The organism is Micromonospora sp. NPDC047707 (assembly GCF_040704235.1).
Taxonomy (GTDB): Bacteria; Actinomycetota; Actinomycetes; order Mycobacteriales; family Micromonosporaceae; genus Micromonospora.
Genome location: NZ_JBEYSU010000003.1, coordinates 77,269 through 101,588 on the forward strand (window position 1 = coordinate 77,269; position 24,320 = coordinate 101,588).

Annotated in this window: 29 protein-coding genes and 2 pseudogenes; 15 read left to right on the top strand and 16 right to left on the bottom strand. The window is 72.9% G+C overall.

The genetic code is table 11. The annotated features are described in order from the left end of the window. Nucleotides 1-26: 26 nt before the first annotated feature. Nucleotides 27-482, top strand: a pseudogene (locus tag AB0873_RS04275) (DUF6232 family protein); the annotation flags it as partial. A gap of 119 nt (nucleotides 483-601) precedes the next feature. Here AB0873_RS04275 and AB0873_RS04280 read toward each other — a convergent pair. Continuing rightward, entirely contained in the window at nucleotides 602-868 is a 267-nt protein-coding gene (locus AB0873_RS04280; RefSeq protein ID WP_366598351.1) for a hypothetical protein, read from the bottom strand. A gap of 557 nt (nucleotides 869-1,425) precedes the next feature. On the opposite strand from AB0873_RS04280, the gene AB0873_RS04285 reads away from it, so the two are divergent. Further along, nucleotides 1,426-1,905: a DUF6232 family protein gene (locus AB0873_RS04285; RefSeq protein WP_155333729.1), complete on the top strand. Its 480-nt coding sequence runs from the start codon at nucleotides 1,426-1,428 to the stop codon at nucleotides 1,903-1,905. A 15-nt stretch (nucleotides 1,906-1,920) separates the two neighbouring features. Further along, nucleotides 1,921-2,637: a hypothetical protein gene (locus AB0873_RS04290; RefSeq protein WP_366598352.1), complete on the top strand. Its 717-nt coding sequence runs from the start codon at nucleotides 1,921-1,923 to the stop codon at nucleotides 2,635-2,637. A gap of 37 nt (nucleotides 2,638-2,674) precedes the next feature. Here AB0873_RS04290 and AB0873_RS04295 read toward each other — a convergent pair whose 3' ends face one another. Further along, nucleotides 2,675-3,133, bottom strand: a complete 459-nt coding sequence (locus tag AB0873_RS04295) for a rhodanese-like domain-containing protein (protein ID WP_366598353.1) — start codon at nucleotides 3,131-3,133, stop codon at nucleotides 2,675-2,677. Nucleotides 3,134-3,205: 72 nt separating this feature from the next. Here AB0873_RS04295 and ftrA point away from each other — a divergent pair, with 72 nt between their 5' ends. Next, nucleotides 3,206-4,204 (top strand): transcriptional regulator FtrA, encoded by a 999-nt coding sequence (gene ftrA, locus AB0873_RS04300; protein ID WP_366598354.1) that lies wholly within the window; start codon nucleotides 3,206-3,208, stop codon nucleotides 4,202-4,204. 4 nt (nucleotides 4,205-4,208) lie between these two features. Here ftrA and AB0873_RS04305 read toward each other — a convergent pair whose 3' ends face one another. Beyond that, nucleotides 4,209-5,060, bottom strand: a complete 852-nt coding sequence (locus AB0873_RS04305; RefSeq protein ID WP_196255758.1) for an ABC transporter ATP-binding protein — start codon at nucleotides 5,058-5,060, stop codon at nucleotides 4,209-4,211. 123 nt (nucleotides 5,061-5,183) lie between these two features. On the opposite strand from AB0873_RS04305, the gene AB0873_RS04310 reads away from it, so the two are divergent. Further along, nucleotides 5,184-6,194, top strand: coding sequence for an ABC transporter ATP-binding protein (locus tag AB0873_RS04310; protein WP_366598355.1), 1,011 nt, complete (start codon nucleotides 5,184-5,186; stop codon nucleotides 6,192-6,194). Further along, nucleotides 6,191-7,207 (top strand): ABC transporter permease subunit, encoded by a 1,017-nt coding sequence (locus tag AB0873_RS04315; RefSeq protein ID WP_366598356.1) that lies wholly within the window; start codon nucleotides 6,191-6,193, stop codon nucleotides 7,205-7,207. Before AB0873_RS04310 ends, AB0873_RS04315 begins: the two co-directional genes overlap by 4 nt. 96 nt (nucleotides 7,208-7,303) lie before the next feature. Here AB0873_RS04315 and AB0873_RS04320 read toward each other — a convergent pair whose 3' ends face one another. Beyond that, complete coding sequence (locus tag AB0873_RS04320; protein WP_366598357.1) at nucleotides 7,304-8,479, bottom strand: ROK family transcriptional regulator; 1,176 nt, start codon at nucleotides 8,477-8,479, stop codon at nucleotides 7,304-7,306. 165 nt (nucleotides 8,480-8,644) lie between these two features. On the opposite strand from AB0873_RS04320, the gene AB0873_RS04325 reads away from it, so the two are divergent. Both AB0873_RS04325 and AB0873_RS04330 read left to right on the top strand, forming a co-directional pair. After that, entirely contained in the window at nucleotides 8,645-10,096 is a 1,452-nt protein-coding gene (locus AB0873_RS04325) for a glycoside hydrolase family 3 N-terminal domain-containing protein (protein WP_366598358.1), read from the top strand. A gap of 114 nt (nucleotides 10,097-10,210) precedes the next feature. After that, complete coding sequence (locus AB0873_RS04330) at nucleotides 10,211-11,413, top strand: PP2C family protein-serine/threonine phosphatase (RefSeq protein ID WP_366598359.1); 1,203 nt, start codon at nucleotides 10,211-10,213, stop codon at nucleotides 11,411-11,413. An 8-nt stretch (nucleotides 11,414-11,421) separates the two neighbouring features. Here the strand turns inward: AB0873_RS04330 and AB0873_RS04335 are convergent, their stop codons facing one another. The 3 genes from AB0873_RS04335 to AB0873_RS04345 all read right to left on the bottom strand — a co-directional run bounded on the left by AB0873_RS04335 (nucleotide 11,422) and on the right by AB0873_RS04345 (nucleotide 13,027). Next, nucleotides 11,422-11,781 (bottom strand): STAS domain-containing protein, encoded by a 360-nt coding sequence (locus AB0873_RS04335; protein ID WP_366598564.1) that lies wholly within the window; start codon nucleotides 11,779-11,781, stop codon nucleotides 11,422-11,424. A gap of 331 nt (nucleotides 11,782-12,112) precedes the next feature. Continuing rightward, the gene (locus tag AB0873_RS04340) at nucleotides 12,113-12,775 is read right to left on the bottom strand and encodes a GNAT family N-acetyltransferase (RefSeq protein WP_366598360.1); all 663 of its coding nucleotides are present in this window, start codon (nucleotides 12,773-12,775) and stop codon (nucleotides 12,113-12,115) included. Nucleotides 12,776-12,901: 126 nt separating this feature from the next. After that, the gene (locus AB0873_RS04345; protein WP_366598361.1) at nucleotides 12,902-13,027 is read right to left on the bottom strand and encodes a hypothetical protein; all 126 of its coding nucleotides are present in this window, start codon (nucleotides 13,025-13,027) and stop codon (nucleotides 12,902-12,904) included. Nucleotides 13,028-13,113: 86 nt separating this feature from the next. Between AB0873_RS04345 and AB0873_RS04350 the strand changes: the two genes are divergently transcribed. The 4 genes from AB0873_RS04350 to AB0873_RS04365 all read left to right on the top strand — a co-directional run bounded on the left by AB0873_RS04350 (nucleotide 13,114) and on the right by AB0873_RS04365 (nucleotide 15,682). After that, nucleotides 13,114-13,809, top strand: a complete 696-nt coding sequence (locus tag AB0873_RS04350; RefSeq protein WP_366598363.1) for a response regulator transcription factor — start codon at nucleotides 13,114-13,116, stop codon at nucleotides 13,807-13,809. Then, the gene (locus tag AB0873_RS04355) at nucleotides 13,802-14,863 is read left to right on the top strand and encodes a HAMP domain-containing sensor histidine kinase (protein ID WP_155333743.1); all 1,062 of its coding nucleotides are present in this window, start codon (nucleotides 13,802-13,804) and stop codon (nucleotides 14,861-14,863) included. Before AB0873_RS04350 ends, AB0873_RS04355 begins: the two co-directional genes overlap by 8 nt. A gap of 30 nt (nucleotides 14,864-14,893) precedes the next feature. Next, complete coding sequence (locus AB0873_RS04360) at nucleotides 14,894-15,076, top strand: hypothetical protein (RefSeq protein ID WP_155333744.1); 183 nt, start codon at nucleotides 14,894-14,896, stop codon at nucleotides 15,074-15,076. A 93-nt stretch (nucleotides 15,077-15,169) separates the two neighbouring features. Beyond that, nucleotides 15,170-15,682, top strand: coding sequence for a hypothetical protein (locus AB0873_RS04365; RefSeq protein ID WP_366598364.1), 513 nt, complete (start codon nucleotides 15,170-15,172; stop codon nucleotides 15,680-15,682). A gap of 3 nt (nucleotides 15,683-15,685) precedes the next feature. Here the strand turns inward: AB0873_RS04365 and AB0873_RS04370 are convergent, their stop codons facing one another. Next, the gene (locus AB0873_RS04370; RefSeq protein ID WP_366598365.1) at nucleotides 15,686-16,426 is read right to left on the bottom strand and encodes a Clp protease N-terminal domain-containing protein; all 741 of its coding nucleotides are present in this window, start codon (nucleotides 16,424-16,426) and stop codon (nucleotides 15,686-15,688) included. A gap of 124 nt (nucleotides 16,427-16,550) precedes the next feature. Between AB0873_RS04370 and AB0873_RS04375 the strand changes: the two genes are divergently transcribed. Then, the gene (locus tag AB0873_RS04375) at nucleotides 16,551-17,378 is read left to right on the top strand and encodes a DUF72 domain-containing protein (protein WP_366598366.1); all 828 of its coding nucleotides are present in this window, start codon (nucleotides 16,551-16,553) and stop codon (nucleotides 17,376-17,378) included. 12 nt (nucleotides 17,379-17,390) lie between these two features. Here AB0873_RS04375 and AB0873_RS04380 read toward each other — a convergent pair. Both AB0873_RS04380 and AB0873_RS04385 read right to left on the bottom strand, forming a co-directional pair. After that, nucleotides 17,391-18,014, bottom strand: a pseudogene (locus AB0873_RS04380) (crosslink repair DNA glycosylase YcaQ family protein); the annotation flags it as partial. 18 nt (nucleotides 18,015-18,032) lie between these two features. Next, on the bottom strand, nucleotides 18,033-18,476 hold the full coding sequence (locus AB0873_RS04385) for a hypothetical protein (protein WP_366598367.1): 444 nt from the start codon (nucleotides 18,474-18,476) through the stop codon (nucleotides 18,033-18,035). A 176-nt stretch (nucleotides 18,477-18,652) separates the two neighbouring features. Here AB0873_RS04385 and AB0873_RS04390 point away from each other — a divergent pair, with 176 nt between their 5' ends. Then, nucleotides 18,653-19,369 (top strand): hypothetical protein, encoded by a 717-nt coding sequence (locus tag AB0873_RS04390; RefSeq protein WP_366598368.1) that lies wholly within the window; start codon nucleotides 18,653-18,655, stop codon nucleotides 19,367-19,369. A 70-nt stretch (nucleotides 19,370-19,439) separates the two neighbouring features. On the opposite strand, the gene AB0873_RS04395 is transcribed toward AB0873_RS04390, so the two are convergent. The 5 genes from AB0873_RS04395 to amcA (AB0873_RS04415) all read right to left on the bottom strand — a co-directional run bounded on the left by AB0873_RS04395 (nucleotide 19,440) and on the right by amcA (AB0873_RS04415) (nucleotide 21,984). Beyond that, nucleotides 19,440-20,102: a pentapeptide repeat-containing protein gene (locus tag AB0873_RS04395; RefSeq protein ID WP_366598369.1), complete on the bottom strand. Its 663-nt coding sequence runs from the start codon at nucleotides 20,100-20,102 to the stop codon at nucleotides 19,440-19,442. A gap of 61 nt (nucleotides 20,103-20,163) precedes the next feature. Further along, the gene (amcA, locus tag AB0873_RS04400) at nucleotides 20,164-20,346 is read right to left on the bottom strand and encodes a multiple cyclophane-containing RiPP AmcA (protein WP_366598370.1); all 183 of its coding nucleotides are present in this window, start codon (nucleotides 20,344-20,346) and stop codon (nucleotides 20,164-20,166) included. Beyond that, nucleotides 20,343-21,479, bottom strand: coding sequence for a cyclophane-forming radical SAM peptide maturase AmcB (gene amcB / locus AB0873_RS04405; RefSeq protein WP_366598372.1), 1,137 nt, complete (start codon nucleotides 21,477-21,479; stop codon nucleotides 20,343-20,345). The genes amcA (AB0873_RS04400) and amcB overlap by 4 nt, the downstream gene beginning before the upstream one ends. After that, on the bottom strand, nucleotides 21,476-21,823 hold the full coding sequence (locus tag AB0873_RS04410; RefSeq protein ID WP_366598373.1) for a hypothetical protein: 348 nt from the start codon (nucleotides 21,821-21,823) through the stop codon (nucleotides 21,476-21,478). The genes amcB and AB0873_RS04410 overlap by 4 nt, the downstream gene beginning before the upstream one ends. Next, nucleotides 21,820-21,984, bottom strand: coding sequence for a multiple cyclophane-containing RiPP AmcA (gene amcA / locus AB0873_RS04415; RefSeq protein ID WP_196222611.1), 165 nt, complete (start codon nucleotides 21,982-21,984; stop codon nucleotides 21,820-21,822). The genes AB0873_RS04410 and amcA (AB0873_RS04415) overlap by 4 nt, the downstream gene beginning before the upstream one ends. A gap of 370 nt (nucleotides 21,985-22,354) precedes the next feature. On the opposite strand from amcA (AB0873_RS04415), the gene AB0873_RS04420 reads away from it, so the two are divergent. Further along, nucleotides 22,355-23,581: a helix-turn-helix transcriptional regulator gene (locus AB0873_RS04420; protein ID WP_366598374.1), complete on the top strand. Its 1,227-nt coding sequence runs from the start codon at nucleotides 22,355-22,357 to the stop codon at nucleotides 23,579-23,581. 6 nt (nucleotides 23,582-23,587) lie between these two features. On the opposite strand, the gene AB0873_RS04425 is transcribed toward AB0873_RS04420, so the two are convergent. After that, complete coding sequence (locus AB0873_RS04425; RefSeq protein ID WP_366598375.1) at nucleotides 23,588-24,268, bottom strand: YdcF family protein; 681 nt, start codon at nucleotides 24,266-24,268, stop codon at nucleotides 23,588-23,590. Nucleotides 24,269-24,320 lie beyond the last annotated feature (52 nt).

Genomic DNA, 24,320 nt, shown 5'->3' on the forward strand with positions numbered 1-24,320 from the left:
TCAGCGCCGCCACCGGGAGTTCCGTGATGGTCACGTACTACGACGACAGGTCGGTCCAGGTCACCTCCACCGCCGTGCGGGTGGACGGTCGGACCTTTGCGCTGGCCGAGATCAGCGCCGTGTGGCACCACCGCGGCAGCCGCTCGTGGCGGGTGCTCGCCGGCCGGGGCGCGATCGGCGCGGCCCTCGCCGGGCCCCTGGTCGCCGCCGGGCTGGGCATCGCGCTCGCCCTCTGGCTGGACCGCTCCGCCGCCGTCACGGTCGGGATCGTCGGCGCCTCGGTGCTGGTCGGGCTGGCCGTCGGGCCGGTCGCCGACTTTCTCTTCGAGCACCTGGACCGCTCGTACGCCCGCGGCAGCCGGCGGCTGGAGATCTGGGCCCGCTGGCGCGGCCGACCGGTCCAGCTGCTGGCCACCGGGGATGCCCTGCGGTTCGGCCAGATCTACCGGGCGGTGCAGCGGGCCGTCGAGGCCGGCCACCCGCCCGCGGTTCGCCGCCCGAACGGGATCGGCGCGGGCCAGAACGCGATCGGCGCGGGCCAGAACGCGATCGGCGCGGGCCAGAACGCGATCGGCGCGGGCCAGAACGCGATCGGCGCGGGTCAGAACGGGATCGGCGGGTCCGGCAGCATGCCCAGGCCACGCAGCAGGCCGTAGCGATCCTCGGCGGCGAGCAGCTCCACGATCGCCGGGGCGAGCACGGTGAGCCCGGGGACGAGACCGCCGCCGCGCGCAGCTCCGCCGGGTCCCTCGTGACGGTGGTCCGCCAGTACCGCCGGACCACCTCGACGTTGCGCTCCTGCTCGGTCCCCCGGGCCCGCCTGCCGGTGCCGCTCGGAACCTGTTTCGTCGTCGACGCGTCCCTCCACGTAGCCCTCCCGGCCCCTTTGGACCTGATGTCGTTGCTGGATCACCCCGCGCCGGCACTCGCGGCGACAGGCTGTCCGCCGCCCGGCGTCAGCGCCGAACGTCGCTTGCCACTAGCGGGCCGGAACGCCGAACCCCCTGCGCCCGGACCGGACGCCGAACTCCTCTGGCCCGAACCGGACGCCGATCGCCGCTGACAAGCCGGACCGGACGCCGAACGCCCTGTCAAGCCGGACCGGACGCCGAACGCCCCGACAAGCCAGACCGGACGCCGAACGCCTCTGGCCCGAACCGGACGACGAACGCCCCTGACAAGCCGGACCGGACGACGACCCCCACCGGGAGACCTGGCAGGGCGACGAGGTATCGGCTGATGTCGTGAATGAGTCAGTTCCAAAGGCGCCGGCCGGCAACCATGGGACCGGCCCGCGTGAGACGAGGTGAGCCGCCACCGGGACGTCGCGGGGTACCGACGGCGGCAGTCCGACGGACCCGACAGGAGGCCCCGACCCGTCCTCGCGGACACCGGCGGTTCGCCGCGGGGTGGTTAGGCTTAGTGATGGCCCTCTATTACCGGGACGACGTGGTGCAGGTGACGTCCGAGTCGATCCGGGTCGGTGGACTGGCGGTGGCGATCGCCGACGTGACGTACGTCTGGCACGCCAAGGGACGGACGACGCTCGCCGTCCGGGGGCGGGTCCTGGGCCGGGGCGTCCTGGTGCTGGTGCTGTCGCTGCCACCGCTGGTGGCCGTGGTGTGCGCGCTCTCGCTCGCGTGGTCGGTGCCGGACCGGGGCTGGCTGCCGGTGCTGATCACCCTCGTCGCGTGCGTCGTGCTCGCGCTGGCGCTGACGCCCTTCCTGGAGATCCCGCTCGGGTGGCTGGACCGCTCGTACGAGCGGGGGAACCGCGTGCACGAGCTGTGGGTGCAGGCGCACGGCCGCGAGATGCTGCTGCTGCGCACCCCGGACGCGCTCCGGTTCGGGCAGATCTACCGGGCCGTGCAACGCGCCGTCGAACAGCACGGGGAGCGCCGCTGACGCACACTGGGTGCCATGGCGATTCCCCTCCCCCGGCCCGCGTCGGTCGTCGGCCTCACCCGCTCCGCCCTCGACTCGGCGGCCTCGTTCGCCGCGATCCCCGCCCGCGCCTCCGCGGTGCTCGACGGGGTGGAGGCGCTGCTGACGCGGATCGACGGGGTGGTGGACCGGATCGAGACGTCCCTGGACCGCACCGACCGGGTACTCACCGACGCCGAGGCGGCGGTGGCCGAGGTGGCGGTCATCAGCGCCGCCGCGACCACCGCCATCGAGAACGCCGCCGAGGTGGCCGCCGCCGCGACAGTGGTGGTCGGCGAGGCGGAGAAGGTGGCCCGGACGGCGGGCGCCGTGGTCGGCGCGGCCGACTCGATCGCCGGCCGGGCGGCCGAGACGGTGGGTGTCGCGGCGGAGGCGGCGGCCACCGCGGCGGAGTTGCTGACCGCGTACGAGCCCGCGCTGCGCCGGGGCGCCCCGATGGCGAACCACTTCGTGGAGCAGCTCAGCCACGAGGAGGTGGCCGCCGCCATCCGCCTCGTCGACGAGCTGCCCAAGCTGCGGCAGCACCTCACCGCCGACATCCTGCCCATCCTGGCCACCCTCGACCGGGTCGGGCCGGACCTGCACGACCTGCTCGACGTCACCCGCGACCTCAAGCTGGCCGTCGCCGGCATCCCCGGCCTCACCATGCTGCGCCGCCGGGGCGAACGGCTCACCGACGAGCCGGCCGGGTGACCCGGCACCCCGGCACCAGGCGGAGCGCCGGCAGGGTTCAGCAGTCGCAGGTGATCGCGGCGGGCGGCGCGGTCAGCTCGTCGACCGGCCGGCGGGTGAGCCCGCCCGGCGCGACGACGGGGAGCCCTTCGCGGACCCAGTACTCGTAGCCGCCGAGCATCTCCTTGACCGCGTACCCGAGCCGGGCGAACTCCAGCGCCGCCCGCGTCGCGCCGTTGCAGCCCGGACCCCAGCAGTAGGTGACGACCCGCGATCCGGCCGGCACGATCCCGGCGGCGCGGGTCGCGATGTCGGCGGTCGGCAGGTGGACGGCACCGGGCAGGTGCCCCTGGTCCCAGGCGGCGGCACCGCGCGAGTCGACCACGACCAGGCCGGGCACCCCCGCCTCCAGGTCGGCGTGCACGTCGCTGACGTCGGTCTCGACGGCGAGGCGGGCGAGGAAGTGAGCTGCGGCGACGGCCGGCGTGGCGGCCGGTACGGCGAAGGCGTGGGTCATGCCGTCGATCGTCGGCCTGGCCGGGGCGGCCGGGCGAGTGGCGCGTACGCCGTTCTCCGCTAACATCCCGCCATGCCGCTCCGAGCCCCCCGCGACCGCAGTGTCGCCGTCCTCGCGTACCCCGGGATGTCGGTCTTCGAGACAGGCATCGTCACCGAGGTGTTCGGGCTGCCCCGGCCCGAGTTCGACGTCGACTGGTACGCGCTCACGGTGTGCGCGGAGCGGCCGGGGCCGGTGCCGCTGGTCGGCGGCGCCACCCTGCACACCCCGTACGGCCTGGACGAGCTGGCCGCCGCCGCGACCGTGATCGTGCCGGGGGTGGCCGACGTGACCGCCGACCCGTCGCCGGAGCTGGTCGCCGCGCTGCGCCGGGCGCACCGGTCCGGTGCCCGCATCATGTCGATCTGCTCCGGTGCGTTCGCCCTCGCCGGCGCCGGCCTGCTCGACGGGCGGCGCGCCACCACCCACTGGCGGTACGCCGACCGGCTGGCCCGCCGGCATCCCCGCGTCACGGTCGACCCGGACGTGCTCTACCTGGACGACGGCCACATCCTCACCAGTGCGGGCAGCGCCGCCGGTCTGGACCTGTGCGTCCACGTGGTCCGCCGCGACCACGGCGCGGCGGTCGCCAACGCGGTCGCCCGCCGCCTGGTGATCCCGCCGCACCGCGACGGCGGGCAGGCGCAGTTCATCGAGGCGCCGGTGGCGGCCGACCCGGACGACCACCGGATCGCCGGCAGCATGGCGTGGGCCCTGGCGCACCTCGCCGAACCGCTCACCGTGGCGCGGCTGGCCGCGCAGGCGCACATGTCGTCCCGCACGTACCTGCGGCACTTCGCGCGGGCCACCGGGACCAGCCCGATCCGGTGGCTGGTGGACCAGCGGATCCGGGCCAGCCTGGCGCTGCTGGAGACGACCGACGTCCCGGTCGAGGAGGTCGCCGGCGCGGTCGGCTTCGACGCCCCGGTCACGTACCGGCACCACTTCGCCCGGGCGATGCGGACGTCGCCGTCGGCGTACCGCCGGGCCTTCCGCACCGGGACGGCGGGCGGTACGCGGAGCCCTTCCTGACGCCTCAGGCGGCGCGGGCGGTGTACCGGTCGCCGTGCCGCTCGACCAGCAGGGGCAGGCCGAAGGTCTTGGAGAGGTTGTCCCCGGTCAGCGTGTCGCCGAGCAGCCCCTGCGCCACCACGCCGCCCTCGCGCAGCAGGAGCGCGTGCGTGAAGCCGGGCGGGACCTCCTCCACGTGGTGGGTGACCAGCACCAGCGCCGGGGCGTCCGGGTCGTACGCCAGCTCCGCGAGCCGGGCGACCAGGTCCTCGCGGCCACCCAGGTCGAGCCCGGCGGCGGGCTCGTCGAGCAGCAGCAGCTCCGGGTCGGTCATCAGCGCGCGGGCGATCTGCACCCGCTTCCGCTCACCCTCGGAGAGAGTGCCGTACGGGCGGTCGGCCAGCGCGCCGACCCCGAGTTGCGAGAGCAGGGACCGTGCGCGGGCCTCGTCGCCGCTGTCGTAGCTCTCCCGCCACCGGCCGACGACCGACCACGCGGCGGTGACCACCACGTCGGCGACGCGTTCGTCGGCGGGGATCCGCTCGGCGAGGGCGGCGGTGGAGAGCCCGATGCGGGTCCGCAGTTCGGTCACGTCGGTGCGGCCGATCCGCTCGCCGAGCACGTGGGCGGTGCCGGTGGTGGGGTGCAGCCGTCCGGCGGCGAGGTTGAGCAGGGTGGTCTTGCCGGCGCCGTTGGGGCCGAGGACCACCCACCGCTCGTCCAACTCGACCCGCCAGTCGAGGTCGTGCAGGAGGGCCGTGCCGGAGCGGCGCACGCCGACGCCGTCGAGGCTGACCACCAGATCCGCGTCCACGGGCGAGGGGGCGGCAGCGGCGCCGGAAGCGCCGGGGATCAGGTCACCAGTCACGAGGCCCATCCAACCACGCACCGCCGCGGCGCCCCCCACGGGCGGCGTGCCGGGCCTAGGCTGAGTCGCCGTGTCATTGATCACCCCCACCGGAGGACGGCCGATGCCCGTTCGGAGCACGGAGCTGCGCGGATGAGCGCGGTCATCGAGATCGAGGGTCTGCGCAAGACGTTCCACAGCGTGCGGCGCGGGCGCCGGGTGGCGGTCGACGGGTTCGACCTGCTCGTGGAGGCCGGCCAGGTGCACGGGTTCCTGGGGCCGAACGGGTCGGGCAAGACGACCACGCTGCGCGCCCTGCTCGGGCTTGTGCGGGCCGACGACGGCCGGATGCGGGTGCTCGGCGAGCAGGCTCCGGAGCACCTGCCCCGGGTCGCCGGGCGGGTGGGCGCGATCGTGGAGAGCCCGCAGTTCTTCGGCAACTTCACCGCTCACCGGACACTCCGGCTGCTGGCCCGCGCCGGCGGCGTCCCGACGTCCCGGATCGACGAGGTGCTGGACCAGGTGGGTCTGCGCGATCGGGGCCACGAGCGGGTGAAGGGCTACTCCCTGGGCATGAAGCAGCGCCTCGCGGTGGCGTCCGCCCTGCTCAAGAGCCCGGAGCTGCTGATCCTCGACGAGCCGGCGAACGGGTTGGACCCGGCCGGCATCCGGGAGATGCGGGACCTGATGCGGACGCTGGCCGACTCGGGCGTGACCGTGCTGGTCTCCAGCCACATCCTGGCCGAGATCCAGCTGATCTGCGACCACGTGACGATCATCTCGCGGGGCCGACGGGTCGCCGCGGGACGCGTAAACGAGGTGCTGGCCGGCTTCGACCGGCACGAGGTGCTGGTCCGGGTGGACGAGCCGGACCGGGCGACGGAGCTGCTGCGCGGCGCCGGCCTCACGGTCACCGAGCACCCCGACCATCTGGTGGTGCACGGGGTGGACGACGCCGCCACCATCAGCCGAACCCTGGGTGAGCAGGGCGCCTGGGTCCGCGAACTGACACCGCTGCGGCCGGATCTCGAGAGCGTGTTCCTCGAGCTGACCGGGCCGGTCGCGCACCCCGGGGTGCCCCGGCAGGTGGACGGCTCGACGGAATCGGGCGCGGACGTCCGCGACGACGTGATCGACCTGGACCGCAAGGGAGTGGACGCGTGAACCTGGTCCGTGCCGAGCTGGGGCGCCTCGGGTCGCGGCGCTTCGTCCAGCTGATGCTCGTGCTGCTGGTGCTGGCGTTCGGCGTCACCGCCCTGACGAACGTGGCCATCTCCCACCGGCCGACCCCGGGCGAGCTGGCGGTCGCCCAGCAGAAGGCCGACAGCGAGCGGCGCGAGATGGAACTCCACCACGAGCGGTGCCTGGCCCGGCAGCGGGGCGAGCTGCCGCCCGAGGACTTCGACAGTGGCTACTTCCCCTCCGACTGCAGCATCGTGGATCCCGGCCTGCGCGAGCGGTTGCCGGTGGCCGCCGACAAGCTCGTCGGGGTCTTCACCTTCAGCCACGACACCCGCCCCCTGCTGTACTTCCTGATCGCCTTCCTCGTGCTCTTCGGATTCCTGGTCGGGGCCTCCTACATCGGGGCCGACCTGAACTCGGGCGGGGTGGTGAACCTGCTGCTGTGGCGACCCCGCCGGACAACCGTGCTCGGCGCGAAGCTCGGCACGCTGATGGCGGCGGTGCTGCTGCTGTCCCTGCTGGCCACGATCGCGTACCTCGCCACGTTCTGGATGATCGCCCTCGTCGACGGCTACGTCGGCCCGGTGGACGCGGACTTCTGGTCCGACCTGGGCGCCGTCTGGGGGCGTGGCCTGGTCGTCGTGCTGCTGGCCACCGTGATCGGCTTCGCCGTCGCCACGCTGGGCCGGCACACCTCGGCGGCGCTGGGCGCGGTCGCCGCGTACGCGGTGGTCTGGGAACTGGGCGCCCGGCTGGTGCTGGAGATCCTGGAGGTGTCCCGACCGGACCAGCTGATGCTTTCCAGCTATCTGGGTGCCTGGCTGGCCGGGCGGGCCGAGTTCTGGGACCGGAACGCCTGCACGGACTCCTTCGGCGGGTTCTGCGACGGCACCTACACGCTGACCTGGCCGTCGGGCCTCGCGGTCCTGCTGCTGCTCGCCGGCGGGCTGACCGCGGCGTCCTTCGTGGTGTTCCGCCGCCGCGACCTCATCTGAGGCACGTCCGCCGGCCGGCGGGCTGCGGCAAGACCTTGCAGCCTGCCGACCAAGAATGAAATATTCCTTCACATGGCGGACGGCGGTGACACCCGGTCAGCCGACCGTGGAGCCGAACACCTCGTCCCGGACGGCCTCCAGGGCGGTGTGCAGGGCGCCCCGCAGGATCGGCTCCTCGGTCAGCCCGGTCGGCACCACCGTGGGGCGGACCAGCGTGATAGCGGCGACCTCGTGCTGCACCCGCTCGGCCAACGCCGTCCCGCCGGCCTGCCCGACCTCGCCGGCGAGCACCACCAGCGGCGGGTCCAGCACCACACAGGTGCTCGCCACGCCCAGGGCGAGCCGGCGGGCCAGCTCGTCGAGCATCGGGCCGCCGGCCGCGCCGTCGGCGATCGCCGCGCGCACCGCACCGGCCGCCGTGTCGTCCGCGTACCCGTGCTCGTGGGCCAGCGCGCGGACCGCGTCGCCGCCGACGAGCTGCTGGAAGGCCGGCTTCGCCCGGCGGGAGACGTCGCGCGGGATGGGCGCCCCCGGCACCGGCAGGTAGCCGATCTCACCCGCGGCGCCGCTGGTGCCGTGGTGCAGGCGGCCACCCAGCATGATCGCCAGACCCACGCCGGCGCCGACCCAGACCAGCACGAAGTCGGGGACGCCCTGCGCCGCGCCGGACTGTGCCTCGGCCATCGCGGCCAGGTTCACGTCGTTCTCGAAGACCACCGGGGTGTGCAGGTCCTCCCGGAGTGCGGCGAGCAGGCCGGCGTGCCAGCGCGGCAGGTTGAACGCGAAGGTGATGTCGCCGCTGCCCGGGTCGACCAGGCCCGGGGTGCCCAGCACGATCCGCCGTACGCTCGACAGCTGCGCCTGTGCGCTGCTCGCCACCTGGACGACAGCGTTGTGCACCACGCCCACCGGGTCGTCGGTGTCCCGCGTCGACTGCTCGACCCGGCCGATCACCGCCCCGGTGATGTCGGCGCAGGCGGCGACCACCCGGTCCGCCCCGACGTCCACGCCCACCACGTGGGCGCTGCCGGGACGGACGGCGTAGAGCTGGGCGTTCGGGCCCCGCCCGCCGGCCTGCTCGCCGACCCGGGTGACCAGCCCGCGCTCCTCCAGGCGCTCGACCAGCTGGGACGCGGTGACCTTGGAGAGCCCGGTCAGCTCTCCCAGTCGGGCCCGGGTCAGCGGGCCGCGCTCCAGCAGCAGTTCCAGTGCCGCGCGGTCGTTGAGCGCCCGCAACAGACGGGGGGTGCCGGGGAGCCGGGTCGCACTCATGCCACGTCCTCGAAATATGTAAAGTTTGCTAACTGTAAACCGACCTGCGAACGGGTAGCCGTAGCGTAACGGCCACCCGCGACCGGAGTGTTCGCCCGACCCGGCACGCCGGGGACCACCTCCGGTACGACGTCCGTGCCACCGGGCACCGAAAGGGGAAGATCAGTGGGGCTGGATCCAGGACTCCGCCGGCTCGCGCTGGGCACGCTGCTCGCCGCCTACCCGGGCCCGGTCCCGCCGGACTGGGCCGTCGACCTGGTCGGCGAGGGGCTCGCCGGGCACACCCTGTTCGGCACCAACGTCCACGACCCGGCGCAGGTGGCGGCGAGCACCGCCACGCTGCGCGCCGCCCGGTCGGACGTGCTGATCGCGATCGACGAGGAGGGCGGGGACGTCACCCGGCTCGCCCACGCCACCGGTAGCCCGTACCCCGGCAACGCCGCGCTCGGCGCGATCGGCGACGTGGCGCTGACCCGGCGCGTCCACGAGGCGATCGGCGCCGAACTCGCCACCCTCGGCATCACCGTCAACCTCGCCCCGACCGTCGACGTGAACAGCGCCGACGACAACCCGGTGATCGGCACCCGGTCGTTCGGCGCCGACCCGGTCAAGGTGGCGGCGCACGCCGCCGCCGCGGTGGCCGGCCTCCAGGCCGCCGGCGTCGCCGCCTGCGCCAAGCACTTCCCCGGGCACGGCGCGACCGTCGCCGACTCCCACTACGAACTGCCCACCGTCGACGTGCCCGTGGACGTGCTCCGCGAACGGGACCTGCCGCCGTTCGCCGCGGTCGTCGCCGCCGGGGTGCGGGCGGTGATGACCGCGCACATCCGGGTCCCGGCGCTGACCGGGGAGGGCCCGGCCACCTTCAGCCGCGCGGTCCTGGTCGACCTGCTCCGGGGCGAGTACGGCTTCACCGGCGCGATCGTCACCGACGCCCTGGAGATGAAGGGCGCCGCCGTCGCCGCGGGCGGCGTGGGCCCCGCCGCCGTCCGGGCCCTCGCCGCCGGGGCGGACCTGCTCTGCATCGGCGCCAAGGTCGACGCCGACCTGGTGGAGCACGTCGCGGCGGAGATCGTCACCGCGCTCGGCGACAGCCGGCTGGACCGGGCACGCGTCGAGGAGGCGGCCGGCCGCGCCGCCGACCTCGCCGCCTGGACCCGGGCCGCCGGCACCGTCGAGGCCGCGCCCACCGGCCTGGGGTACGCGGCCGCGCGGCGCGCCGTACGGGTGGAGGGCGTGCTGACCGGGCTGGAGAAGCCCCTCGTGGTGCAACTGCACTCGACCTCCACGATCGCCGAGGGACGGGTGCCGTGGGGCCTCGGCCCGCACCTCGCCGGGGCGGAGGAACTGCGCGTGGTGGCCGCCGAGACCGAACCGGCGACCCTGCTCGGGCTCGCCGGCGACCGGCCGATCGTCCTGGTCGGCCGACACCTGCACCGGTTGCCGGGCGCCGCCGACCTGGTCACCGCGCTGGCCGCACGGCATCCGGTGGCGGTGGTCGAGATGGGCTGGCCCGCGCAGTGGCGGCCGGCCGGCGTCCGCGCCTTCGTCACCACGTACGGGGCGAGCCACGCCAACGGGCGCGCCGCCGCCGAGGCCCTCGGCCTGGCCGGCTGAGCTGAGCGGACCGGCCCGTTCCCGGCCGCCGGGATCCGGCCGGGGACGGGCGCGGGCGCGTCCACCCGGCCGGCGCCGTGCATCGGACCGGGCGGCTACGGGTATGCGGGTCGGATGACCGCGACCGAATCCTGGCTCCGGGCGCTCGCCGACCTCGCCCACCGGTCGCACCGGCTGCCGCCCGACGACCTGCCGGTCGCGGTGAACGCCGTTCTCCGGCCGCTGCGGGCCTCGGCGACCGTCTACCTCGTCGACGCGGAGCAGTGCGACCTGCGCCCGCTGCCCGAGCCCGGGCGCCCGACGCCGGAGCCCCTGCCGATCGACACCAGCCTCGCCGGGCGGGCCTTCACCCAGGTGGCGGTGCATCCCGGGCAGGGCCCGCCGCCTCGGCTCTGGCTGCCGATCGTGGACGGCACCGACCGGCTGGGACTGCTGGAGGTGTTCCCCCCGGCGGATGCCGACCTGGCCGACGAGGCCCTGCACGACGGTCTCCGCCTGATCGCCGGCCTGGTCGGCCACCTGCTGACGAGCAAGATCGGGTACGGCGACGGCCTGCACCGCGCGCGCCGCAGCCAGCCGATGGCGGTCTCCGCCGAACTGCTGTGGCAACTCCTCCCGCCACTCACCTTCGCCACCGCGAACACCACGATCAGCGCCCTGCTGGAACCCTGTTACGAGGTCGGCGGCGACGCCTTCGACTACGCCCTGAACGGTGCGACGGTGTCACTGGCGCTCCTCGACGGCGTGGGGCACGGCCTGCCGGCGGTGCTCACCACCTCGGTGGCGCTGTCCGCGCTGCGCTCGGCCCGGCGGGCCGGCGCCGACCTGACCGGGCTGGCCCGGGCGGTCGACGCCGCCATCGCCGGCCAGTGGACCGACGCCCGCTTCGTGACCGCCGTCCTCGCCGAGGTCGACACCGACACCGGAGCGCTCCGCTACGTCAACGCGGGCCATCCACCGCCGGTCCTGCTGCGCCGGGGGCGGGCCGTGCGGACCCTCGCCGAGGGGCGGCGCCTCCCGCTGGGCCTTCCGGACGACCGTGCGGACGTGGCGCACGTCCGCCTGGAGCCCGGCGACCGGCTGCTGCTGCACACCGACGGGGTGACCGAGGCCCGCGACGCGGCGGGTGACCTGTTCGGCCTGCCGCGCCTCGCCGACCTCGCCGAACGGCACATCCGCTCCGGCCTGCCCGCACCGGAGACACTGCGGCGGATCAGCCACGCCGTCCGTGACCATCAGGCCGGGTGGACCGGTGACGACGCCACGCTGCTGCTCGTGCAGTGGTCCGAGCGGGCCGCGGCTGACACCGAACCCTGACCGCCGGGTCAGGTCAGGCGACGCCAGGTGGGACCGTCGCCGGGAACCGGGTCGGTCAGGCCGAGCAGCGGGCCCACCGCGGTGATCCGCAGGACGCGGGCCACCACCGGCTGCGGATCGGTCACCCGCAGGACGGCATCCCTTTTCCGGGCGGCGGTGGCGGCCAGGACGAGCACGCGTACGCCGCTGGAGTCGAGGAAGCGCACCTCGGCCAGGTCGACCACGATCTCGCGCAGGCCCGGGCGGGCCAGCGCGTCGGTGAGCGCGGCTTCGAGGGTGCCCACCGTCGAGATGTCGAGCTCCCCGGCGGGACGCAGGGTGACCCGGCCGGGGGCCTCACCGGACTCGGCACCCGGGGAACGCTGCACCAAGCCCTCACCTCCGCCCGCCATCGTCCGCCCACCGACCATACCGACCGCCACCGCAACCGGCAGCACGGGCACGGCGGACCTGTCGGCAGCGTCCGTCACACAACGCATCACCGCCCCACATCAGCGCTGGACCGTTCCCGCCCAGGTCAGAGTCTGTTTCTCGACACTCCGACCCGCACGCACCACCCTTGCCGTCGGCCCGATGAATACGTAGCGTGATCGATACACACGGTGTCCGGCTCGCCCGCCGGAGCCGCACGGGGCCTGGGGGGAAGGGCGCGGACCGGGGATCCGGCCCGGGAACTCCGGTCCGCGCCCTGCCGACGGGTCAGCTCGGGTAGACGCCGAACGACCGCCAGCCCCGGTCGGAGAAGCCGGCCGCCTCGGCGACCCGGGCGGAGGCGGTGTTGCGCCGGTTGTGCAGGTACGTCGGCACGGCCCCCTCGTCGAGCACCCGGCGGGCCGCCTGGGCGACCAGCCGCCGCGCCAGGCCGCGCCCGCGCGCCGCCGGCACGGTCCCCACCGCCAGCTCGTGGCCGTACGCGTCGTGCCGCTTGATCCCCACGCCCGACAGGTACCGCCCCCGGTCGTCCCGCACCACCAGCACCGGCCGGTCGAACAGCCGCAGCCAGGGCGGCAGGCCCGGTGTGGCCGGCGAGACCCAGTCCCCGGCGTCGGGCAACGGCGCCGGGGCGAGGCTCCACCGGAACACGTCGTCGTGCACGGCCCACCCCGGATGGCCGACCGCCGCCGGCAGGCCGGACAGCAGCCGCCGCACGGAGCCCCGGGCCAGGTCGCGGACGGCGGCCACCCGGTCCGGCGCCACGGACAGCACGGTGCTCGCCCCGGCGGAGACGGCGACCGCCGGGCGGAGCCGGCCGTCCCAGGCGGGCTGCGCCCGGCGGTGGGACCCGACGACGTGCAGACCGGGGCCGGCGGGCCACTGGCCGAGCCACGTGGCCAGGTGCAGGTGGAGCAGCCGGTCGCGCATCGGCTCCTCCCTCCGGCCCCGGTGGTCACTCCGATGATCACCGTACGCCGACCGCCCGGTGCGGGGGCGCCGTACGGACCGCCGGCCGGGACCGTCGGCCGGGCCGGGCGGCCGACCCGATCGGGCTCAGTGCCGGCCGTGGGCGACGTGCCCGTACCCGCCGTGGCCGGTCCGCCCGGCGTGGCCCGGGTGCTCGGCGTGGTGGTCGGCGCCGGCCGCGTGGTCGGCGTCGTGGTGGTACCGGTGCGTCACCGCGACCGCGGGCCCGACCCGTAAGCGGCTCGCAAGGATCGCGCCGCCCGCGCATGGCTAGGCTGTGCGGACACGAGGGAGGTCCGGTGACGCAGCGGGTGCTGGTCGTCGACGACGACCGGACGGTCAGCGACGTGGTCTGCCGCTATCTGGAGCACGCCGGCTACGACGTGACGCACGTGGGCGACGGCGTCTCGGCACTCGCCGCCGTGGCGACCGAGCCGCCGCATCTCGTGGTGCTCGATCTGATGCTGCCGGGGGTCGACGGCCTGGAGGTCTGCCGGCGGCTGCGTGCGCGGCCGGACGGCGTACCCATCATCATGCTCACCGCGCGCGGCGACGAGGCCGACCGGATCCTCGGCCTGCAACTGGGGGCCGACGACTACCTGGGCAAGCCCTTCTCCCCCCGGGAGCTGGTGCTGCGGGTGCGGTCCGTGCTGCGACGGACCGGCGGCGAGCCGGTCACCGCGCCGCCGGACGTGCTGCGCGACAGCGCCCTGGTGGTCGAGACCGGCCCCCGGGTGGCCCGGTTGCACGGCACCGAGCTGACCCTGACCGTGCGGGAGTTCGACCTGCTGGTGCACCTGATGCGGCACCCGATGCGGGCGTTCCGCCGGGCCGAGCTGCTGGAACGGGTGTGGGGCTGGAGCTTCGGCGACCAGTCGACGGTCACCGTGCACGTCCGGCGGCTGCGCGAGAAGGTCGAGGCCGACCCGGCGAACCCCCGGCGGATCGTGACCGTGTGGGGCGTCGGCTACCGCTACGAGCCCGGCGATGCGTGATCTCGCGCTGATCTTCGCGTTCGCGCTCCTCGCGGCACTCGGCGTGGGCGCGGTCGGCGCGCTCGTCCTCCGCCTGCTGCGCGGCCGGTCCGTCACCGTCCACATCGTCGCCCTGCTGGCGGTCACGGTGACCGCGGTGGTGGCCGGCGTCGCGGTGGTGGCCGAGGCGATGTTCCTCTCCGCCCACGACCGGGACGTGGTGCTGATAACCGTGGCCGCGGCGGCCGTCGTGAGCCTCGTGGTGGGCTGGCTGTTCGGGCGACGCCTGGCCGCCGCGGCGGTCTGGGCCGATCAGGCCCGGCAGCGGGAACGCCGGATCGAGCAGGGACGGCGCGATCTCGTCGCCTGGGTCTCACACGACCTGCGGACCCCCCTCGCCGGGCTGCGGGCGATGGCCGAGGCGTTGGAGGACCGGGTGGTCGACGACCCGGCGACGGTGGGCGAGTACCACCGCCGGATCCGGGTGGAGACCGACCGGATGACGCGCCTGGTGGACGATCTGTTCGAACTCTCCCGCATCAACGCCGGCGCGCTGCGGCTGACGCTGTCGGCCGTGCCGCTGGGCGACGTGGTCTCCGACGCGCTCGCCGGCACCGCGCCGCTGGCCGCCGCCCGCCGGGTCCGCCTGGAGGCCCCCGACTCGGGCTGGCCCACGGTGCTGGCCAGCGAGCCGGAACTGGCCCGGGTGGTGGGCAACCTGTTGCTCAACGCGGTCCGCTACACGCCGTCGGACGGCACGGTCCGGGTGGACGCCGGGTGCGACACGGACAGCGCCTGGCTCGCCGTGGCGGACACCTGCGGCGGAATTCCGGACGAGGACCTGCCCCGGGTCTTCGACGTCGCCTTCCGGGGCGAGCCGGCGCGCACCCCGCGTCCGGGCGACGGCGCACCCGCCAGTTCCGGCGGTCTGGGGCTGGCGATCGTGCGCGGATTGGTTGAGGCCCACGGCGGGCGGGTACAAGTCCGCAACATCACGGACGGATGTCGATTCGAGATCCGGTTGCCGCTCGCCGGAACCGAGGGTATCGATCGACCGTCATATCTATTTCCATAGACGTACAACATTCTTTGGGACGGTAGGGTCATGCCGAATCAGCCGAATGACCGTTACCAACACGACCCCGAGCTGCTCTGGCCGGACAGCGGGGTCGCGGAACGGTTCCCGGCCCAGCCGCCGTACCGGGGCAACCGCGCGGCCACGCTCACCTGGGGTGAGCTGAACCGCCTGCCCGCCGGCACCTCCACCCGCAACCTCAACACCCGCTGACCCCACCGCGGCGAGCCAGCGCGGGCTTTCGCACACCTGTCGGGTAACGTCTCCTGGTCCTTCGACCGGCCTACGACAGGAGAAGCTCCGCGCATGGGCAAGAAGACGATCCACGTCTCCGACTTCAGCGGCACGGTGCTCCAACCCGACGACGAGGTCGTCCGCGTCGTCGTCCTGGACCACCCTGACCTGGTGGCCGGGCCCGTGCAGTTGGACGCCACCCCGGTCGAGGTGGAGAGCATCGACGACGCCGCCCTGGACGTCGCGGTCGTGGAGATCCACGACCGGCACGGCGGCGGCGAGCCGCGCCGGGTGGTGCTGACCGCCAGCGAGTTCGACGCGATGGCCACCGACGTGCCGATGGCGCAGCTGCTGAAGACGGCCGAGCGGGTCCGCCCGCCGAAGACGCGCCGGGCCGCCGAGAAGGTCGACTACGGCACCATCGAGCACGCGGGCAGGCCGCACCGGGGCCGGGTCACCGAGGAGGAGGCCCGACTGGTGCGCGAGCGGCTCGACGAGGTCAACAAGCGCCTCGCCGACGCCGGTCTGCGCCAGATCGACCCGGCCGACCCGGAGCACGCCGCCCGGTACGGCTTCCCCGCCTGACACTCACTCGCCGGTCGGCGCCTGCTTCGTCAACGCGGCGAGCGCGGCCGTGAGGTGGGCCTCGGCGGCGGCCTTGTCGACACCGAGCCCGGACAGCACACCGCTGCCGTCCTCCTGCTCCAGCACCGCGAGCAGGATGTGCTCGGTCCCGATGTAGTTGTGCCCGAGCCGCAGCGCCTCGCGGAACGTCAGCTCCAGCACCTTCTTGCTCTGCGCGTCGAACGGAAGCAGCGGGGACAGCTCACCGCCGGGCGTCGGCGGGAGTGCGGCCGTCGCGGCCTCGCGCACCCGCTCCAGGGGTACGCCCTGCGCGACGATCGCCTGCGCCGCGAGTGCCTCCGGCTCGGCCAGCAGCCCCAGCACGATGTGCTCGGGGCGGATCTCGGTGTGTCCGGTGCCCCGGGCCTCGTTCTGGGAGGCCATGACGACGTTGCGGGCCCGGACGGTGAACCGGTTGAAGCCCTGCTGCGGGTCCAGCGGCGCATCGGTCGACTTCGGCACGAACCGCTTCTGCGCGGCCTGCTTGCTCACTCCCATGCTCCGGCCGATCTCCGTCCAGGAGGCGCCGGAGCGGCGGGCCTGGTCGACGAAGTGCCCGATCAGGTGGTCGGCGAGCTCGCCGAGGTGGTCGGCGACGACGACGGCGCTGGACAACTGGTCGAGCGCGTCGGCGTGCACCTTCTTGATGCCCTGAATGAGGTCGTCGAGGCGTACGGCGTTGGTCATCTGCACTGGCTCCGTCATATCGTCAACCTTAGGTTGACGGCCGAACGCCGTCAACCGGAAGTTGACGACTTCTGCTGCGACTTGCGTTCAGCCGGGGACGTGACGTAGGAGCTACGGCATGCGTCTTCACGTGGGATGTGCGATGTGGACCCACAGGTCCTGGCAGGGACGTCTGCTGGCGCATCCGCTGCCGTCCCACGAACGGCTGCGGCACTACGCCGCCTGGTGCACCGCGGTCGAGGGCAACACCACGTTCTACGCGACACCGGCCCGGGACGCGGTGGCGTCGTGGGCGCAGCAGACCGACCCCGACTTCCGGTTCGTACTCAAGCTGCCGAAGGTCGTCACGCACGAGCGCCGTCTCGGTGAGGTCGACGAGCCGCTCCGGATCTTCCTGGACGCGATCGAGCCGCTCGGGCCGCGGGCCCACGCCCTCTGGATCCAGTTGCCGGGGTCCTTCGCGCCCGCCGACGTCCCCGTGCTCGCCCGTTTCCTGCGCCGGCTCCCCGCGTCCCACCGGTACGCCGTCGAGGTCCGCCACCCCGCGTTCTTCGCCGACGCTCACGCCACGCGGCTCCTCGAGGAGGCCCTCGCCACCGTCGCCGCCGAGTGGGTCCCCTTCGACACCACCGCCTTCTTCGACAGCCCACCGACCAGCGACGCCGAGCGGGACGCCTGGACGAAGAAACCCCGCGTGCCGCGCCGGTCGGACGCCCTCACCGACCGGCCGATCGTCCGGTACCTCGGCCGCGACGACGACGCGCGGACGATCGAGGGCTGGCAGCACTGGGTGGACGTCGTCGCCGGGTGGCTGCGCGAGGGGCGCTCGCCGACGGTGTTCATCCACACCCCGGACAACGCCGACGCGCCCGTGCTGGCCCGCCGCTTCCACGACGAGGTACGCGCCCGCGTACCGGCGCTCGAACCGCTGCCGGAGCCGATCCCGATCGGACCCCTGACCCTCTTCTGACCGGGTCGGCGGTCAGAAGCCGCCGCTGGTTTCAAGCCGCAGCCACCCGGCGAGGTTCTCGATCTCGGCGCGGACGGCGGCGGTCGTCTCCCCGGTGAACGGAACGTCCTCGTGGATCGCGTTGACGACGAGAGCGCCGGCCCTGCGGTCCGCGGTCGCGTCGAGTTTCCCGACGAGCCGGTCCTCGTGAAGGATCGGGAGCGCGAAGTAGCCCCACCGCCGCTTCTCCCGGGGCTTGTACATCTCGAGGACGTACTCGAAGTCGAAGAGCTGCTCCGCGCGGACACGGTCGTGCACGAGCCGGTCGAACGGCGACAGCAGCGCCGTACGCCCGGTGAACGGCAGGTCCAGGTACGCCGGGTGGACCCGCCACGTCCCCGGCGTACCGTCGACGACGGCCTCCTCACCGGCGTCGCCGACGTACGGCGACTCGCCCGGCACCTGCGGGCCGGTCGACCGGGCGATGCCGAGCGCCGCGAGCCGGCGCTCGTCGCGGTGCCGGGCGGCGGCCGCCCGGTCCAACGTCGGCAGGGCCGCGGGGAACACGCGCTGGGGAAGGTCCCAGTAGCGCTGCCGCCCCTTGCGGCCGGAGATCGTGACCTGCCCGCGGAGCGCGAGGCACTCGAGCATCTGCGTGACGTTCCGGTTGTTGGTTCAACCCGAGGACGGCCAGGGCTCGACGCTGGTGTCGGGAATGTCGCGGGACAGCAGCGGGCCGTTCTTCTCCAGCAGCGCGAGGATGTCGCGCCGGAACGGCTCGTTCTTCTCCAGCCATGCCGCGGTGGAGGGGTGTATCGAATCCTGCCCCTCGGCGATCACGGCCGGAAGGTCGCGCGGCACCCGGACGTAGGCGACGGTCTCGACGAGGGTGCGGTCGCGCTCGATGGCCCCGGTCAGGTCGGCCGGGTCGTAGGTCGACCCGAGCCGGCTCCACAGGACGAGGTCGGCGCTGGGAGCGATGGCCGCGGTGGGGTCGATCTGCAGGACGGTCAGGCGGTCGACGACGTCGACGAGGTCGGTCGGGCGCGGGGCGTCGAGCAGTTGGGCGTGGATCGCGATCCGGCGGGCTTCGTCCCGGTCCAGACGGTGGGCGGCCATGCCGACGACGCTAGTGGCGCCGCTGTTGACGGGGAACTCCCGCCCGTCCCATCTGACCCGAAAGGCGACTTTTTCTCCGATTCAACCTGGCTCGGATTTCGCCGACTCTACGCTCACCGGAGCAGCGCTGTCGGAGCGGCGGCGCCATCGAGCCGTTCCACGCTTACGGAGGGGACATGGCACCGAATCGAGCACTTCGGGCACTCGTTTCGGCGGCTGTCGGCGGCTTGGTCGCCATCGCCGCGACCGCACCAGCCATGGCCCGCGCCCATCCCGGCACGGCTGCGGCTGAAGACGCCACATCCGCCGCGCTGGAAGAGCCCCGGCCCCCGCGACTCCCGGCGGACTTCCACGGCGCGGGGCGGTACATCGTCCGCGACCTCGGCATCGACGTCCCCTTCACCTGGGAGGGGAGAAACGGCGACAGTCAGATGATCGCCGGGGGTCCGCAGTACCCGATCTGGTTCACCAACCTGATCTACCGCGACACGCTCTACACGCTCACCTACAAGTGGCCGAACATCCCGCTGGAGCCGCCGCAGCCCTGCCACCGGGTGGGCTTCTTCAACCGCCACATGTTCAACGACCTGCTGAAGACCGCCCGGTTCGTCGGACCGGAGATCCTGCAGGGGCACCACGACCGGCACGTCCATCACTGGCGGGTCGGTGTCGTCGCGGGCTCCACCCAGCCGGGCGTGTTTCCCCGGATCCCGCTCGCGCTCGGTGACGTCTACGTCGACCAGCGCGACCCGAGCCGGTGGCGGCAGGTGCTGCACTTCGGCATCCAGAACCTCTACGATCCCGCGCTGGACGAGTGGTTCACGATGGACACGTTCCGGCACCTGCCAGGGCAGGTCACGCTTCCCGACCGGTGCCCGCCGCCAACGCTGTGAGCCCACACCAGCCTGTGCGGAGGTGGACGAATACGACTCTGCGTCCAGCGAGCACGATGCCTCTCCAGACTCATTCCCTGCGTACGGTGAGGTGAAGGGCGGCGACGGCCAGCTGGGTGAGGTCAGGCAGTTGGTCCTGGCCGAGGGTGACGCCGCGCAGGTTGTCGAGGGACGTCTTGAGACCGTGGAGCCGGCTGCCTCTCAGGTCTGTGCCGTCGAGGTGGCAGGAGTCCAGTTCCAGGCCAGCGAGGTCACATGACCGCAGCGCGATGCGAGGAAGTCGGCAGGAAGACCACGCGCCGTTGGTGAGAGTGCAGTCGGTGAACGCAACCGAGCCGGCAGCGGTGACCCGTTGGAAGGTGGCGTAGTCAAAGCGGCAGCCGTCGAACACGACGTCCTTGAGGCGTACATCGGTGAGTCTGGTGCCGGTGAACCGCGAACCGGTGATCGCGCAGCGTTCGATGGTGATGCCGGTCAGGGTCGCGCCGGAGAAATCGGTGCGGGTGACCTCGCAGCCGTAGAGGTTGCCGGCTTCCCAGGTGCTCTCGCTCAGGTCCACGCCGATGATCAGGCTGCTGCGGATGCTGCCGCCCTCGAGGCGCGAGCCAGCCCACGCGGCGCCCTCGACGAGAGCCTCGGTGAGGCCGCCGGCAAGGTAGGTCGTGGTGTCGAGGTCGTCCGGTTCGAGGTCCGGCAACAGGACCTTCACGTCGCCGATCGTGGTGGTACGCATGTGTCCTCAACCTGTGTGGGCGCGGGGTGGGCACGCCACCCCGCGAGTTCCGTGGCGGGGGCTACTTCTTCCTGTTCCAGTTGTCCCAGCCGGGTCGGCTGTCGAACTTTCCCCGGTTGTCCCAGGTGGGGCGGTTGTCGAACTTCGCCGCGTCGATGGACGCTACCGATCGCTTCGGGTTGACGCCGAGGCGGGCGAGTTGCTCGGGTGCAGCGTTGACGAGGGCCGCGAGAGCGTTGGTCATGGTGCTCCTCCTTGAGGGGTGAGGTGATCCGCGGCGGCGCGGACGAGGGCCTGTCGGGTGGTTCGGCAGTAGGTCGTTTCTCGGGCGGTGAACGTGGCGTGCTCGAAGTAGCGGTTGCCGGCCTGAGCGCCCCGGCAGAAGTCGTAGAAGGCGCAGTGGTCGGCGCAGTCGTTGAGGGCCGTGATGAACTCGGCGACGTAGTCCAGGTCGCCGGCGCGGGCGAGCATGGCGGTGATCGGCTGATGGAGGACGTTGCCGGCGATGAAGTCGCCGTATCGCGGGTCGGTGATGCCGAGCAGCTCCGGTGACAGCAGCACCACCTGCCCATCCCAGGAGACGGTCGGGATCGGCTCGTACGGGGCGTGGTCGACGCGCCCAGCGCGGGTGGCGGCAAGGTAGTCGGCCAACCGGTCCACATCACGGATCCGCAGCGGGCTGCCGCCGACGCGACGTGCGATCAGTCGCTGCCAGAACCGGTACGCGGCGTCCTCCGACACCGGTGTCCGGTCGGCGCCCTCCTGCTCTTCGATGTTGAAGCCCACCGACTCGCAGCCGGGCAGGCCGGTGAAGAAGTCGACGAGGGCTTCCGCGTGGTCGATGGTCTCCGGGGTGACAACACAGATCACCGAGTACGTCAGCCCCGCGTCGGCCAAGGTTTGCATGCCGCGCAGAGTTCGGGCGTCCGTCGGGTTGCCGGCCAGGTCGAGGCGGTTACGGTTCAACGCGCCCGGTCCGTCGATGCTGACCCCGACCTCGAACCCGTAGGTGGTGAACAGCTCGTACCACTGTCGGTTGATCAACGTCGCGTTCGTCTGGATCTCGTGACGCACCATTCCCGCGCGTCGCAGTTCCTCGAACGGCACCAGTAGATCCCGGAACAGCCCGATGGGTGTGGCGGTGGGTTCGCCCCCGTGCCACACGACACTCACCGGATGACTGCTGTTCTGCTGGGCGATCGACTCCGCGCAGGCCTGCGCGACCGCGCTGCTCATCAGGCGGAGGGATCTCCGGTCGGGCAGGTAGCAGTAGGTGCAGTCGAGGTTGCAGAAGCTTGTCGGCTGCACGACCAGGGTGTGGAAGCTGCCGGCGACCGCCGGCTGGCCTGTGGCGTTGATGAGGCCGATGCCGTTCACGAGGAGGCCTTTTCGATGCTGAAGTCCGGGGTGGTACTGACGCGGTAGGCGTGGGTGTGGCGGGCGGGCCAGCCGAGGAACCGATCGAACATGTCGGCGGCGCTGCCCGTGACGCTCGGGTTGAGCCGGTGCAGGTCGTCGATCGCGTCGTGCAGGCAGCCGGCCAGGTAGAGGAACAGGCTCACCGGCACTTCTCGATACTCGGCCAGGAGCGCGAGCTTCGCTGCGCCGCAGGGCCACGGCTGCCCGCATCGGCGGCACCGCCACAGCGGGCGCATCGGCAGATGTTCCACCTCGGCCGGCGCGAGCCGGTTCGCCGCGAGACGGCGCTGCTGGCCAGTCACCGGCGACCGCCTTCGCGGGCTTGCTGCTCGAACAGCCGACGCCACACGAAGGTGAGAAGCGGCGGGTCAGCGGGCCACACCTGCCCCGGCGAGGCCGTCCACCTGGGCTCGGGGTGCCGGGACTGGCTGGCCATGGCGTTACGCGAGACGTACACCGTCATGCCGCCACCCCCACCAGGGACGATGAGCGGCGGGCTCGCCGGGGGAATGGCGAGCCCGCCGCCGCACCACGGCGGCTGGGAGCAGACCGCCGATCACCCACCCACGCAGCCCTCATGGCGGTACGTAGGCGGGGAAAACACCGAGACAGTTCGCTCCCGGACGGGCCGAGCCGGCGGCCCAAGCCGTGGTGTGGCGCGCCGCTCATCGATCCCTCCATCTGCAGCTCCCTGTCAGTCATCCCTGACACCTACATCGACACACGCCGGTGATCCGGGGTGAACTGAACGTAGGGGCGGTCCGGTCGGAGGACCGGGAAAATCCGTACCGGGTCCGGCGGCCTTCAGCGGGCAGGGTGATGGTGTGCGAGGGATGACGGACGACATGACGATCGGCCAGCGCGTCGCCTTCTACCGGCGTCGGCGAGGGCTCTCCCAGGAGGTGCTGGCCGGTCTGGTCGGCAAGACGCAGGAGTGGTTACGCAAGGTCGAGACGAACCGGGCCGACCTGGACCGGCTGTCGGTCATCCGCGCGATCGCCAAGGCCCTCGACGTGTCCCTCGGCGACCTGATCGGTGCGCCAAGCCTGTTCGAGTGGTCGGACGACTCCGGACGCGAGACCATCCCCGCCTTGCGGGCCGCGCTTCACGACTATCGCCACCTCGCGCCAGCGCTGGCCAGCACGGGAGACGTCGAGGCTCCTGCCTTGCGCGAGATCGAGAACGATGTCGCCGAGATCTGGACCGCCTACCAGCACTCCCGGTACGGCACCCTCGCCCGCCGGCTGCCCTACCTCATCCACGACTGCCTCACCGCCACCGAGGCTTACGACGGACATGACGGCCAGCGCGCGCACGCGATGACCGCCTACGCCCACCAGCTCGCCGCGTTGTTCCTCACCAAGCTCGGCGAAGGTGACCTCGCCTGGACAGCCGCCAGCCGAGGCCTGGCCGCCGCCAACGCCAGCAACGATCACGTCGTCATCGGCTCACTCAGCCGCTCCGCCGCACACTCACTGGCATCCATTGGTGAGTACGCCCAAGCCCGCAGCCTCGCCGCCACGGCGGCGCGGTTCCTGGAACCCCGGCTCGTCAGGCCGACTCCGCAGCTGCTGTCGGTCTACGGCAGCCTGCACCTCGTCTGCGCGCTGGCCGCCGCCCGAGACGACGACCGCACCTCCGCCGACACCCACATCGCCGAGGCCGATGCCGCAGCGCAGCGGCTCGGCGCCGATGGCAACCACGTGTGGACCGCGTTCGGGCCGACCAACGTGTCGATCCACAAGACGACCGTGGCGATGGAACTCGGCGACGTGCAACGCGCCATCGCCATCGGTGCCCCACTCGACACCAGCACCGTGCCCGTCGAGCGGCAGGTTCGGCACGCCATCGAAACCGCCCGAGCCCTTGCCCGGTGGAACCGCATCGACGACGCGCTCGCGGCACTCCTGGACGCCGAGGTCATCGGCCCCGACCAGGTGCGCTACCACCGGCTCTCCCGCGATCTTGTCCGGGACATCCTCACCCGCCCCCGGCCACCTCGGCTGGCCGTCGAACTCAGCGACCGTATGGGCGTCCGGTCGGGAGGGCCGCGCTGGTAGCTGAGCTCAGATCAGCCGGCTCGTGTAGCCAGCCGCTACCAGGCGCTCGAAGGCCGCCCGTACCTCGTCCGGCATCTCCTGCGGGATAGCGAACCCGCGCTCGGCGTACACCTCGATCCGCTGCGTGTCGCCGACCAGCATGTCCACCACCCGACGCGGGTCGCCGATGCTGCGCACGTAGTCGTCCAGTTCTAGTGGATTCGAGGCGCACACCACATCGACCTCCGGCCACATCAGCCGGCACGTGGCGTAGGCCCGACGCTGCTGGTAAGGCCGCGACATGATCAGCACCGACCGCACCGGAATCTGGTGTTCAGTCAGGAGCTGACGCGAGTACTCCAGGTTCTGAGCGGTGTTCGTGGCACCCGGCTCCACGAGAATCGCTTCCGCGGGTACACCCTGCTCGACGGCGTACTCGCGGTAGTGCACCGCTTCCCCACGCGGGAACCGCTCGACGGTCGTCGGGGCGTTCGCGCCGGTGAACACGATCCTTGGGAACAGGCCCTCGCGGAACAAGCGCGTCGCGATGACAGCCACGCCGAGGTCATGACTGCCCAACCCGATCCCCACGTCGCACGGACGCAACTCGTGACGCATGTCGTGGTAGCGCCAGAGCGTCTCCACGTCCGCCCGGATCGCGTCGGGGATCGCCTCGGCAGGTACCGCCGCATGCCGGTTCATCAGCACCTACCAGTTCGGTCCGCGCTGGGTTCCCTCATGCCGCCAGCGTAGGGGTAGC

Coding starts and splice junctions, on each gene's coding strand:
- AB0873_RS04365 (WP_366598364.1), top strand. CDS start 15,170: ATGGGCAAGAAGACGATCCACGTCTCCGACTTCAGCGGCACGGTGCTC.
- AB0873_RS04305 (WP_196255758.1), bottom strand. CDS start 5,060: ATGGGCCTCGTGACTGGTGACCTGATCCCCGGCGCTTCCGGCGCCGCT.
- AB0873_RS04310 (WP_366598355.1), top strand. CDS start 5,184: ATGAGCGCGGTCATCGAGATCGAGGGTCTGCGCAAGACGTTCCACAGC.
- AB0873_RS04340 (WP_366598360.1), bottom strand. CDS start 12,775: ATGCGCGACCGGCTGCTCCACCTGCACCTGGCCACGTGGCTCGGCCAG.
- AB0873_RS04385 (WP_366598367.1), bottom strand. CDS start 18,476: ATGGCCGCCCACCGTCTGGACCGGGACGAAGCCCGCCGGATCGCGATC.
- AB0873_RS04375 (WP_366598366.1), top strand. CDS start 16,551: ATGTGGACCCACAGGTCCTGGCAGGGACGTCTGCTGGCGCATCCGCTG.
- AB0873_RS04320 (WP_366598357.1), bottom strand. CDS start 8,479: ATGAGTGCGACCCGGCTCCCCGGCACCCCCCGTCTGTTGCGGGCGCTC.
- AB0873_RS04285 (WP_155333729.1), top strand. CDS start 1,426: ATGGCCCTCTATTACCGGGACGACGTGGTGCAGGTGACGTCCGAGTCG.
- AB0873_RS04360 (WP_155333744.1), top strand. CDS start 14,894: ATGCCGAATCAGCCGAATGACCGTTACCAACACGACCCCGAGCTGCTC.
- AB0873_RS04330 (WP_366598359.1), top strand. CDS start 10,211: ATGACCGCGACCGAATCCTGGCTCCGGGCGCTCGCCGACCTCGCCCAC.
- AB0873_RS04420 (WP_366598374.1), top strand. CDS start 22,355: ATGACGGACGACATGACGATCGGCCAGCGCGTCGCCTTCTACCGGCGT.
- ftrA (WP_366598354.1), top strand. CDS start 3,206: ATGCCGCTCCGAGCCCCCCGCGACCGCAGTGTCGCCGTCCTCGCGTAC.
- AB0873_RS04295 (WP_366598353.1), bottom strand. CDS start 3,133: ATGACCCACGCCTTCGCCGTACCGGCCGCCACGCCGGCCGTCGCCGCA.
- AB0873_RS04370 (WP_366598365.1), bottom strand. CDS start 16,426: ATGACGGAGCCAGTGCAGATGACCAACGCCGTACGCCTCGACGACCTC.
- AB0873_RS04390 (WP_366598368.1), top strand. CDS start 18,653: ATGGCACCGAATCGAGCACTTCGGGCACTCGTTTCGGCGGCTGTCGGC.
- AB0873_RS04395 (WP_366598369.1), bottom strand. CDS start 20,102: ATGCGTACCACCACGATCGGCGACGTGAAGGTCCTGTTGCCGGACCTC.
- AB0873_RS04290 (WP_366598352.1), top strand. CDS start 1,921: ATGGCGATTCCCCTCCCCCGGCCCGCGTCGGTCGTCGGCCTCACCCGC.
- amcA (WP_196222611.1), bottom strand. CDS start 21,984: ATGACGGTGTACGTCTCGCGTAACGCCATGGCCAGCCAGTCCCGGCAC.
- AB0873_RS04355 (WP_155333743.1), top strand. CDS start 13,802: ATGCGTGATCTCGCGCTGATCTTCGCGTTCGCGCTCCTCGCGGCACTC.
- amcA (WP_366598370.1), bottom strand. CDS start 20,346: ATGACCAACGCTCTCGCGGCCCTCGTCAACGCTGCACCCGAGCAACTC.